We start from the raw sequence: 10,841 nt of genomic DNA, 5'->3' as shown, positions 1-10,841 counted from the left end.
GTGGCAACCAAAGCGAAGGTTGTGTTTTGGGGGTGCGTGGCGGGCGCACGGTATCGCGGGCGGGGCGACGGGTTCTATCAGGGTGACCACCGCATGGGGCAGAAGTTCGTTGATCCGCGCCGGTTTGCGGCGCGCGCCACGGCCCCGGACTCAGAGGGCGCCGAGGCGGGTGGGGCCTTGCCATCGCCGGTCGCCGAGAAGGCGCGCGTCCGATCCGAGGACAGCGGCCGGCATGCGGCCGTTCAAAAGGCGGTCGAGTCGGAACCCGGGGCGGTGGTGCGCGCCTGTCTCGACACCCTGACTCCTTGGCTGGAGTCTCTGCAAACCCTGATTGGGCAACCCGTTGCTGTGACCGACCGTCTCGGCTGTCCGTTCGGCGCCGTGCCACGTGCGGACGAGAGCCAAGCGGTTCTAGCGGCGCTCGCCGACCGGCTGACGCGGGACGGCACCATCGAGGCCTGGGCGGATGATCCGGGCGGCCCGGCGGCCTGGGCGATCCGCGTGTACGTGAGCGAGGCCTATATCGGCAATCTGGTTGCCGGGCCGGTTCCGGCGGAGGCGCCTTCGGCGGATGCCGAGCGTCTGAAACGCGCGCTGCCATTCCTGCGGGAAACCGCGCGGGAGATCGGGCGTCGTCTGGACGCGGAGTCGCGCGCCGTGCTGCGGGAGCGGTCGCGGTCCCTGGCGTGGACGACCCCGGTGGCCGAGGGACCGCTGGCCCGCGCCGCCGCCCAGGTTCCCATTGTTCTGTATCAATATAAGGTGTGGCCGGACGGCCGCGCGGCGTTCCCGCACGCCACCGAGGGGTTGCGCGCCATCTTCGGTCTATCCCCCGACGTCGTGCGGACGGATGCCCGCCCCGTCATGGAGGTGCTGCACCCGGACGATGCCGACCGGGTCACCGACGCCATCCGGCACTCGGCGCGCACGCTCGGGCGGTTCGAGGAGACGTTCCGCGTGTGCCATCCCGATCGCGGTCTTCTCTGGATCGAAGGGCGCGCGGAACCGACGGTCGCGGCGGACGGCAGCATTCTGTGGCATGGGATGTTCCTGGATGCGACCGAACGGGTGGAGCAGGAGGAGGCGTTGCGGGTCCTGCGGGACCAGTCCCGCGTCGTCGCCCAGGATTTGCGTTATGGGACGTGGACACTCGACCTTCGGGCGGGTCTGTTCGATGTCGACGACCGGTTTTTCGAGATGCTCGGCTACCTGCCGCAGGCGTTCCGGCTGACGGTCGAGACGTGGCTTGACCTCATGCATCCCGACGAAGCCGCCGTGGTCTGGGACATGATGGGGCGGCAGATCGCGCGCGGAGACACGTTCGCGCTGGAGATCCGGTTCCGCACCGGCCGGGGTGACTGGCTGTGGGTGGAAACCCGCGGTCGGGTGCTGGAGCGGCGCGGGGATCGCCCGGTGCGGATGACCGGCACCAACGTTGATATCTCAGCGCGAAAATCGCTGGAGATGGCTCTGCAGGACAGCGAGAGCCGGTTCCGTAGGCTGCATGACCAATCGCCGGTTCCCTATGTGGCCTTGGATCGCGACGGGCGGATCCGTGACCTGAACGCGCCGTTCCGCACCCTGATGGGACGGGCCAGCGCGGCCTTGATCGGCCAGAAGCTGAAGACGTTTCTGGCGGAAGAGGATCGGGAGATCGGGGTCCGGTGCTTGCGCGCGCTGCTGTCCGAGGTGGGCGAGGTGGCCACGCACGGCTGCGACATCGTGTTCACGCATCCCGAGGGACAGGACGTGACCGTGCGATTGCTCGGCCGGGTGCAACGGGATGCCGGGGGCGGGTTCGTTCTGCTCCATTGCGTGCTGCACGATCTGTCGGAACGCAACCGGCTTGAGGAGCGGCTTGCACGGTCCAACAGCGAGTTGGCGCAGTTCGCGCACGCCGTGTTTCACGATCTGCGCGGCCCCTTGCGTCTGGTGACCGATTTTCTGGAGCGCGTCGAGAAGGATTTGCCCGCCAGCGCCACGGAAACCCTGGACTGGGTGGCCTTTGCGATGGACGCCACCGGGCGCATGAACACCCTGGTTCTCGATCTGATGGACGTTGCGCGGCTCGGGGCGGCGGACCACCGGCGCGAGGCCGTTCCGCTCGATGAGGCCGTCACGGAGGCGTTGCACCCTTTGCGGTCGGACATCGGTCAGCGTGGGGCGCAAGTGACCGTCGCGCGCCCTTTGCCCACCGTGCCCGCCGACCGCCGTCAGATGGTGCGGCTGTTTCGGACCCTGATCGGTGCCGCGCTTGCGTCCGTGCCGAATGAGCGCGTGGCGGAGGTGCGGGTCGCCTGCCGGTCGATCACGGCGCAGGGCTGGGTTCTGACGGTCTCCGACAATGGGGGCGGCGTATCGGGAGACGCGCGCGCATGGTTGGCCACGGCCTTTCAGCGTCCGGGGGGGCGGCGGACTGGGGACGGCCGGGAGCTGGAACTGACGCTGTGTCAACGGATCGTTGATGTCCATGACGGGCGTATATGGATTGAGGACAATCAAGGCGGGGGCACTGTGTTCTGCGTCATGCTCCCCAGCGGGGACCGGTCGTCCCTGCCCGGGAGCGGTCCGGGCGACGGGGGCGGCGCGCTGCGGGGGCGTCCAACCATGCGCGCGTCCGGACGGTGACCGTGGCGGTCCCGAAGGGGTACGATACGGCGGAGGGTGGCGCGATGGAGGGAGCTCGTGCGTCTACCATGAGGCGTCGCGGGTCACCCCGAGACACGGGTGTGAAGGGTGCGGGCGGCGACGGTCGGGGTGGGAACGACCGCGGCGCGAGGGCCATGAGGGACGCGGCCTCGTAAAGGGCGACACGGTTCTGTCTGCGGATTGAGGTCACGGAATGGACGCGGACAACGGGTGTGGACGAGAGGGTGCAAGCCCGGCGGTGGACGCCCCCACCGGGTCCGCCGCGGTCTCGCGCGACTCCCGGGTCCTGGATCACATGTTCGGTCAAACGGTGTTCGGCTTGGCCGTCCTCGACCGCGCGCTGACCTTCGTGCGCATCAACCCCGTCTGGGCCCGCGTGACCGGCCGGCCAGCGTCGGAGGTCATCGGCCGTACGCCTCCGGATGTTGGGGTTGAGCCCGAGGTCACCGCCGTCTTGCGGCGGGTGCTGGTGTCGGGGGAGCCGGCCGTTCTTCCCGCGCGGTCGTGTGTCAGCCCCGGTTTGGGGGGTGACGGGGCGCCCGTCTGGGACGTGACCATTGATCCGGTGCGCGGGGACGACGGGTCTGTCGAGACTCTGATCGTCTCGCTCCATGACGCCACGCACCGGGTGCGGGCGGCGCGGACCCTGGGGGATGCGGAACGCGCCAAGGATCTCATTCTGTCCAGCCTGTCCGATGCGGTGCTCAGCTTCGGCGCGCCGGACATGCGCATCGCGTGGGCCAATCGGGCGATGGCCGAGATGGCGAACCGGCCAGTCGACATGTTACCCGGCCTCCGGTGCCACGAGGTGTTGTTTGGCCTTTCGTCGTCCTGTCCGGTCTGCCCGGTGCGGACGGCCTTTGAGACCGGGCGCCCCGCCGAGGTCGAAACCCTCAAGCCGGATGGCCGAATGTGGGCGTTACGGGCCTTTCCCATGCGGCGCGGCGACGGCACGCTGGCCGGCGTGGTCGAGGTGGCGCGCGATATCACGGCCCAGACCGAAACCAAACGGGCGTTGGCCCGGACCGTGGCCGATCTGGAGCGCGCGCAGCGGCTGGCTCGCGTGGGGAACTGGTCGCTGGATCCGGGCACGGGGGTCCCGGTGTGCTCGGACGAACTCTATCGGATCCAGGGCCTGCCCCCGACGGATCCCGTGCCCCCGGAGTTCCTGGCCCATCTGGCGGAGCCGGACCGGGCGCGGCTTCAGAGCGCCCTGACGGCGGCGATCACGCACGGCACGCCGTTCGATCTAACCCTGGGCCTGAGCCACGCCGCGGGGCCGCCCCAGTGGCTCCATGTCATCGGCGAGCCCGACCCTCGGGTCGGGCCGGCGGGCCATGTGGTGCATGGTACCATTCAGGATATCACGGGCCTGAAGCAAGCTCAGGATGCGTTGCGCGCCAGCGAGGAGACGTTGCGGCTGGTCATCGAGGTGGCCGACGACGGGATCTGGGATTTCTGTGTGGCCACGGGCGCCGTCACGTGGAACGCCCGCTTTTTCCGTATGCTGGGCCATGAGCCGGGGGCCTTCGAGACAACGGTCGAGAGTTGGATGGCGCGCATCCATCCCGCGGACCGGGCACGGGTGCGCCGGGCGGCGAAAGAAACACTGGCTACGCAGGTGGTGTTCGAGGCGGAATACCGTCTGCGCCGGGCCGACGGTTCCTGGCTGTGGATTTGGGACCGGGCGCGACCGGTGGCCTGGGATGGGGACGGCCGCATCACCCGCATCGTTGGGGCGGCCACCGACATCGACGCCCGGAAGCGACACGAACTGGCCGAGGTCGAGGCCCGGATCGCGGCGGAACGGACGAACGAGGCCAAATCCCGCTTTCTCGCCGCGATGAGTCACGAGTTGCGCACGCCCCTGAACGCCGTTCTGGGTTTTTCCGAGATCATCAAGGACGAGATTCTGGGCCCCATCGGCCACGAGACCTACCGGCGGTACGCCGCCGACATACACGCCAGCGGCCGGCATCTGATCGATCTTATCAACAGCCTGATGGATCTGGCCAAGATCGAGGCCGGCCGTCGGGAACTGGCGCTTGCGGCCCTTGATGTCGCCGACGTGATTGCGGCGGCGGTGCAGATGGTGTGTCAGCCGGCGGCGCGCGGGGGGCTCACGCTGGTGTGGTCCGTCGCTTCGGACACCCCGGCACTGGTGGCGGACGGCCTCGCGGTGCGCCAGGTCCTGTTTAATCTCCTGGCCAACGCGCTGAAGTACACGCCGAAGGGTGGCCGGATTACGGTCTCCGCGCGGCCCGCATCGGACGGCGGGGTGGCGATCGCGGTGGCGGATACCGGCATCGGGATTGCCGCCGCCGATCAGAAGCGCCTGTTTGAACCGTTCACCCGCGCGGTCGATGTTGAGCGCCGCGCCATCGAGGGCACGGGACTCGGCCTCGCGCTGGTGAAGTCGCTCATGGAGATGCACGCCGGGCACGTCTCGCTCGAAAGCACGCCGGGTGTGGGCAGTGTGTTCACTGTATGGTTCCCGCCTCAGGGAGAGGGGGGAATCCCGGGGCCCTCCGGGCCCTAGCGGCTCTTGCACGAGGGGCCCCCGCACCGTCGCGCACCGCGCTGTCCGGCGACGTGTCCGTTACGAATGTGTCCGTTAGGTCGGGCCGGTCCCGGCGGGCCGGGTGTCCGGGTGTCCGGAACCTGGCCGTCCAGGCGATTCAGGACATCGTCGGTCTGCTCATCCCGAGGCGGTCCACGGTCCGGCCGGCGGCGTCGGCTGCCGCATCAAGGGGCTCCCCCATGGGACCGAGAGACTCGCCGACCGTGTCCATCGCTTCGTCGGCGTCTTCGGCGGCCTGCTGGGCCGGGGGTGTCTCCGGTCCGATCAAGGCCATGCCGGCGTACAGGGCGAACACGAGGGCCACCAGCATAACCAGCCCGGTTACGATGCTCTTGATCATGGTGTGTACTCCCTCGCATCGGGGGCGACAGGTGCTCCCCTGACGTGCCAGGAAGCGTCTCGCCTGGGGTGTCTTACCAGCGGCTGTCACCGGCATGCGTCATAGGGCGGTGCTCAGAAAGCGCCATGCGGGCACCCCTGTTACCAGACGTTGGCGACAAAGCTTGGCGACAAAGGGTGGTCGCGCGTTCGAGTTTGGCGGGGCCGCCGTTCTGTTTCGGCGTCGTGTTGCCGCATCCAATCCCGTGTTCAACGTCCCCGTTGGCGGGCGTGCCGGGATAAGCGCGAACCATGGGCGGGGATGATCGACTCTCCCCTCATCCCATTTCTATATCAAAATGTTAGGCCAATACACCGCGTAGGGGAAGGGGAAAGTTCGGCCCGTCACGGCGGTCGCGGTCACCGCGAAAAAATGCGCCGCACTGCATTGAATGCGATCTCCTATGGAACGGACCCTTCGGCCCTGCGTTAGTCCAGCGAACACCCAGTTCATCCCGTGACAATTCAGGAGGTCATCATGCTTGGGTGGACCATTACCTTTTTCATCATCGCGCTGATTGCCGGTGTGCTTGGATTCGGTGGTATCGCCGGGGCTGCGGCTGGCATCGCACAGATTCTGTTCATCGTGTTCCTGGTGCTATTTGCCCTGTCTCTGGTTGCCTCCGCGATCAGTGGGCGTCGTCCCCCGGTTCCGTGAGGCCAAGCGTTCCCTCGGATCCAGTCCGGACGACGACGTAAGTGGCCCAGTGAGGCCGCACACGGAGAACACTCGCTAAGAACGTTTGGCCGCGCGCCGTCCGTCCCAACCTGATTTGGGTCCGGATGGCGCGCCCCAACGTTCCCACCAGACCGAACGGTCGGAACCAAAGGCCAGACCGAAGGGTCGGAACCAAAGGGAGGTCATGATGGCTACCTCGGACAATCGCTATGCGCAGGCCGCACAGGACGACTACCAGACCTTGAAGGACAAGTGGAACGCCATGCGGGACCGCATGAAGTCGGACGAAAAGAGCGACACGGAATCCCAGTCGGAATTGGCGGAAACCGCGTGGGCCGACTTCAAGGAGCAGTCGGAAAAGCTCCAGGCGGCCGGCTCCACCGCCTCGGACGAACTGCGGGGCAGCTACGAGGCCTCGCGAGAAAAACTGCACCGGGTGATGGATTCTTACAACCGGGCCTGATCCCGGGTGATATCCGGCGCGGGCGTTGGCGGGGTCACAGGCCAGCGCCGGTTTCAGCGGACGGCCGGGGACACTGTCCCCGGCCGTTTCGTTCGCGGGCTGCGTCGCGTCGCCCCGGTGACGTTGCGAAGGGGAGGGGCGCCGCTGGCGTGCTCCCCGCGTCTTTTTCGGAACCAAACGCAGCGCGCGGCGTTCCCAGGCAACACCCTCCGACGGAGATTCCTGCTGCATGGCTCAGACGGTCGAACATGTCCTAGACACCCTGGAACGCAGCACCGAGCAGCGCGAGACGGTGACCGTCGACACGTTGCTGGGTGCGGTCGGCCGGCGGGCGTACGGGCCTCTGGTGTTCGCGATCGGGCTGGTCATGCTGTCCCCGATCAACTGGATCCCGGGGGCCGGTATCGTTTTGGCGACGGTGCTGACCCTGCTGCTGGCCCAGACCCTGTTCCGGTCCGGGCCCCCCTGGATTCCCGCGCGACTGTCGCGCCTCTCGGTCGATGCGGAGCGGGCGCGGCGCGCCGTGCACCGTGTCCGGCCCTGGGCGCAACGGCTGGCGGTCGTGGCCCGGCCACGCCTGCGCGCTGTCACGGGCCCGCCATGGCGGGCCCTGGCCATTCTGGCGATCATCGCGACCGCACTGACCATGGTCCCCTTGGCCGTGATTCCGGGCGGGGCGGGACCGCCGTCTCTGGCGATCACCGTGTTCGGCCTATCGCTGACGGTCGAGGACGGGCTGCTGATGCTGATGGCGCTGGTTCTGGCCGTGGCCGCTTTCGTCTTTGCCGGCTGGGTTTTCCTGTAGAGCCGTGCGCGTACGGCGCTCCGTCGGCCCCCGTGTCTGTCCAAAAGACACGCGCCACGACAGCGAAGGGATAAGTCTAATGTCTACGCACGACGCCCAAACGCATCCGACAACCCTGCTCAGTTACAAGCTGGGCGATTGCGCGCCGGCCGAACTGCTGAATCGGTCCGAGCTGTCCGAGCGCGACAAGCTCGCCGTGCTGCGCCAGTGGGAGTACGACGCCGTCGAACTGATGGTGGCGGAAGAGGAGAACATGGGAGGCGGCAATCCTCCGCCCCTGTCCGAGATCCGCGACGCGATCCGGGCGCTGCGCGATCAGTACGCTCCATCCTCCGGCGGCGAGGGCTCCGGCCCGAGCGGCGCCACGGCTGGCGAGGTCATGTCCACTTCGGTCCGCACCGTGCATTCGGACAACCGCATCGGCGAGGTTGCGACCCAGATGCGCGAGGACAATGTCGGCCTTCTGGTGGTGCTTGATGGTGATGCTGCCGTTGGCGTGGTCACCGACCGCGACATCGCGATCCGGGCCGTCGCGGCCGGGCTGAACCCCGGCGCCCATGCCATCGCCGATATCATGACCAACCGTGTGGTGGCCTGCGCGCACTCGACGCCCCTGACCGAGGCGGCCGACCTGATGGCCCGCGAGGGGCTGCGCCGCCTGTGCGTGGTGGATGACGGCGGCGGTTTGGTCGGCATCCTGTCCCTGACCGATCTGGCCTTGGGCGCGGATGGCGACGCCACCATCGGCCGTGTGCTCCGCGCCATCACGCACGCGCCGGCCTCTGGGCCATCGGCCTGGGAGGAGACGACCAACCGCCACACCGACACCGGGCAACCGGGCGGCCTGCACGTCTACAGCCTGCGTCCGACCGTCCGGTCGTAGACCGTCACCTGCGATCTCATCGGAGCCCCAACGGAGCCGACTGCCTATGACGTCCGCCACCGCCACACCGTCGCCGGAAGGCTCGATCGCGGGTTCGAACCGGGCCGTCCGCGAGGAACAGGACAGCCTCGGCACCGTCGCGGTCCCGGCGGACCGGTATTGGGGTGCCCAGACCCAGCGCGCCCTGGAAAACTTCGCCATCGGCATCGAACGTTTGCCGGTCGGGTTTATCCACGCGCTGGGGATCCAAAAGCAGGCGGCCGCGCGCGCCAATGTTGCGCTGGGGGGGCTGGATCCGGTGCTTGGGGACGCTATCGTCGCGGCGGCGCGCGAGGTTGCCGAGGGCCGTTTGGACGATCATTTTCCCCTGCCGGTCTGGCAAAGCGGCAGCGGGACCCAGTCCAACATGAACGCCAACGAGGTGATCGCCAACCGGGCCAACGAGCAGCTTGGGCAGCCGCTGGGCCGGCGGTCCCCGGTGCATCCGAACGATCACGTCAACCGCAGCCAGTCGTCCAACGATACCATTCCGACGGTGATGCATCTGTCCACGCTGCTGGCCTTGCGGGACGGCCTGTTGCCGGCGCTCGATCATCTGGCGGCCACGCTGTCCGGGCGCGCGGCGGCCTTCGGCGATCGGGTCAAGACCGGCCGGACCCACCTTCAGGACGCGGTTCCGGTGACGCTGCGGCAAGAGTTCGGCGGCTATTCAAGCCAGATCACACATGCGGCAGCCCGCCTTCGACGCCTGTCGGACGAGCTTCTGCCGCTGGCCCAGGGCGGCACGGCGGTGGGCAGCGGCCTGAACTGCCCGCCCGATTTCGTGCCCCGGTTCCTGGACGCGATCCAGGCGCTGACGGGGCTGCCCGTGGTGCGGGCGGACGATCACTTCGCGGCCAATGCGTCGCACGATGTCTTCGTGGATCTGTCGGGTGCGCTCGGCGGAACGGCGGCGGCCTTGACCAAGATCGCGAACGACATCCGGTTCATGGGGTGCGGGCCGCGCTGCGGGATCGGCGAGTTGGCTTTGCCGGCCAACGAACCCGGCTCCTCGATCATGCCGGGCAAGGTCAACCCGTCGCAGGTGGAGTCGGTGGTGATGGTGGCGGCCCAGGTTGCGGGGCACCATACCACCATTCTACACGGTGCGGCCGGGGGGCAGATGGAATTGAACGCCTGCAAGCCGGTCATCATCCACGCTACCCTGACGTCCATCCGGCTGCTGAGCGATAGCGCGCGCGCCTTCGCCGACCGCTGCGTTGCCGGGCTTATGCCGAACGACGCCCGGCTGGCGGACCTGTCGGGCCAGTCCCTCATGCTGGTGACCGCCCTGGCGCCGGCCGTGGGGTACGACCGCGCGGCCGATGCCGCGCACAAGGCGGCCCACGACGGCACCACCTTGCGGGAGGCGGTCCTGGGTCTCGGCCTGATGGACGGCGATGCGTTTGACCGCACCGTTGATCCGTTGGCGCTGGCTCTGGGCCCGGACGAGGACGTGCGGCGCGTCTGACGCCTGCGTCGCATACCGTTCCTCTGTCGGAATAACAATCCACCATCCGATCATTTGTGTTTGACCGGTCCGGTCGCCGGATCGATGTCGGCCGTGCCGTCCGCGGAGGCTTCTTCGGTCTCGGCGTCTCCATCGCGCATTGTCGGTTGTCCCGTGGGGCGGTCGCCGAGGCCTCGATCCACCAGCCCGCGCAGGACGGGTGAGCGCATCAGGACCAATCCGACGGCCAGGATCAGGATGGCCGTGGCCTCGAAAAAAATCGTGCGCGGATCCATCTCCTTGCTCTGCAGCACGATCAGCCGGGACAGCGCCGTCATGGCGATCAGGATGGGGTACAGGAAGGCCGCGCGCTCCCGCGCATAATAGACCTTCACCATGCTGAGAACCTCGGCATACAGGAAAAGCAACAGGATATCCGCCAGGACCACGGTTCGGCTCTGCACGACCGACCAGATTTCCAGGCCGACCGCCGCAATCGTCATCAGCACGACCAGGCCCAAAAGAATGCGCTCAGCGGTCCCGATCAGGGACGTCGGGGTCAGGCGCAATGGGGTCATGGGTGACCTCCTCCCTTCGATGGGGGGCCCGATCCGGGCCGGAACAAGCGGACAGGGGTGGCTTTGTGCGTGTGCCGACGGACAGACCAAAATCGGGTGCGTTGGGCATGGTCCCATAATAGGCGTCGACGACGGCAACGCGCATCGCCGCCGCGAGTTCCGAGAGGGCGGCGGTCTCCTTCTTTCGAGTGAAGGGGTTTACGCCAACCGAAAACATCCCAGATCTGTTGCAAGGGTGACGTCCCGTCGGTTGGACAATGCGCCTGTATGGAACGGGCCGGTGCCCCTAGACGTTTCCGCCCTACACCCCGTGCGGTACGATGGCGCGGGAGGATG

The 10,841-nt window shown here is 67.9% G+C and carries 9 protein-coding genes; 7 read left to right on the top strand and 2 right to left on the bottom strand.

What is annotated here, in order from left to right:
• The first annotated feature begins 93 nt into the window (after nt 1-93).
• Complete coding sequence (locus GGD82_RS05205) at nt 94-2,628, top strand: PAS domain-containing protein (RefSeq protein ID WP_150061907.1); 2,535 nt, start codon at nt 94-96, stop codon at nt 2,626-2,628.
• A 214-nt stretch (nt 2,629-2,842) separates the two neighbouring features.
• On the top strand, nt 2,843-5,188 hold the full coding sequence (locus tag GGD82_RS05200; RefSeq protein WP_150061908.1) for a PAS domain-containing sensor histidine kinase: 2,346 nt from the start codon (nt 2,843-2,845) through the stop codon (nt 5,186-5,188).
• A 139-nt stretch (nt 5,189-5,327) separates the two neighbouring features.
• On the opposite strand, the gene GGD82_RS05195 is transcribed toward GGD82_RS05200, so the two are convergent.
• Nucleotides 5,328-5,570 carry a hypothetical protein gene (locus GGD82_RS05195; protein WP_150061909.1) on the bottom strand — a complete coding sequence of 81 codons (243 nt, stop codon included), beginning with the start codon at nt 5,568-5,570 and terminating at the stop codon, nt 5,328-5,330.
• A gap of 516 nt (nt 5,571-6,086) precedes the next feature.
• Here GGD82_RS05195 and GGD82_RS05190 point away from each other — a divergent pair.
• The 5 genes from GGD82_RS05190 to GGD82_RS05170 all read left to right on the top strand — a co-directional run bounded on the left by GGD82_RS05190 (nt 6,087) and on the right by GGD82_RS05170 (nt 9,948).
• A complete protein-coding gene (locus tag GGD82_RS05190; RefSeq protein WP_150061910.1) occupies nt 6,087-6,266 on the top strand; it encodes a DUF1328 domain-containing protein in 180 nt (59 codons plus the stop codon).
• A 205-nt stretch (nt 6,267-6,471) separates the two neighbouring features.
• Nucleotides 6,472-6,750 carry a hypothetical protein gene (locus tag GGD82_RS05185; RefSeq protein WP_150061911.1) on the top strand — a complete coding sequence of 93 codons (279 nt, stop codon included), beginning with the start codon at nt 6,472-6,474 and terminating at the stop codon, nt 6,748-6,750.
• Nucleotides 6,751-6,979: 229 nt separating this feature from the next.
• Nucleotides 6,980-7,555, top strand: a complete 576-nt coding sequence (locus tag GGD82_RS05180; RefSeq protein ID WP_150061912.1) for an exopolysaccharide biosynthesis protein — start codon at nt 6,980-6,982, stop codon at nt 7,553-7,555.
• 79 nt (nt 7,556-7,634) lie between these two features.
• Nucleotides 7,635-8,438, top strand: a complete 804-nt coding sequence (locus GGD82_RS05175) for a CBS domain-containing protein (RefSeq protein ID WP_150061913.1) — start codon at nt 7,635-7,637, stop codon at nt 8,436-8,438.
• Nucleotides 8,439-8,484: 46 nt separating this feature from the next.
• The gene (locus tag GGD82_RS05170; RefSeq protein ID WP_184013232.1) at nt 8,485-9,948 is read left to right on the top strand and encodes a class II fumarate hydratase; all 1,464 of its coding nucleotides are present in this window, start codon (nt 8,485-8,487) and stop codon (nt 9,946-9,948) included.
• Nucleotides 9,949-9,998: 50 nt separating this feature from the next.
• On the opposite strand, the gene GGD82_RS05165 is transcribed toward GGD82_RS05170, so the two are convergent.
• Complete coding sequence (locus GGD82_RS05165; RefSeq protein WP_150061914.1) at nt 9,999-10,505, bottom strand: phosphate-starvation-inducible protein PsiE; 507 nt, start codon at nt 10,503-10,505, stop codon at nt 9,999-10,001.
• Nucleotides 10,506-10,841 lie beyond the last annotated feature (336 nt).

This window comes from Roseospira marina (genome assembly GCF_014197855.1).
Taxonomy (GTDB): Bacteria; Pseudomonadota; Alphaproteobacteria; order Rhodospirillales; family Rhodospirillaceae; genus Rhodospira; species Rhodospira marina.
Note: the sequence above shows the minus strand (reverse complement) of the source record. Positions and strands in the feature narration are given on the sequence as shown.

Bases quoted from the DNA above. Each gene is read 5' to 3' on its own strand.
- GGD82_RS05200 (WP_150061908.1), top strand. From the start codon at position 2,843: ATGGACGCGGACAACGGGTGTGGACGAGAGGGTGCAAGCCCGGCGGTG.
- GGD82_RS05170 (WP_184013232.1), top strand. From the start codon at position 8,485: ATGACGTCCGCCACCGCCACACCGTCGCCGGAAGGCTCGATCGCGGGT.
- GGD82_RS05195 (WP_150061909.1), bottom strand. From the start codon at position 5,570: ATGATCAAGAGCATCGTAACCGGGCTGGTTATGCTGGTGGCCCTCGTG.
- GGD82_RS05185 (WP_150061911.1), top strand. From the start codon at position 6,472: ATGATGGCTACCTCGGACAATCGCTATGCGCAGGCCGCACAGGACGAC.
- GGD82_RS05175 (WP_150061913.1), top strand. From the start codon at position 7,635: ATGTCTACGCACGACGCCCAAACGCATCCGACAACCCTGCTCAGTTAC.
- GGD82_RS05180 (WP_150061912.1), top strand. From the start codon at position 6,980: ATGGCTCAGACGGTCGAACATGTCCTAGACACCCTGGAACGCAGCACC.
- GGD82_RS05190 (WP_150061910.1), top strand. From the start codon at position 6,087: ATGCTTGGGTGGACCATTACCTTTTTCATCATCGCGCTGATTGCCGGT.
- GGD82_RS05205 (WP_150061907.1), top strand. From the start codon at position 94: ATGGGGCAGAAGTTCGTTGATCCGCGCCGGTTTGCGGCGCGCGCCACG.
- GGD82_RS05165 (WP_150061914.1), bottom strand. From the start codon at position 10,505: ATGACCCCATTGCGCCTGACCCCGACGTCCCTGATCGGGACCGCTGAG.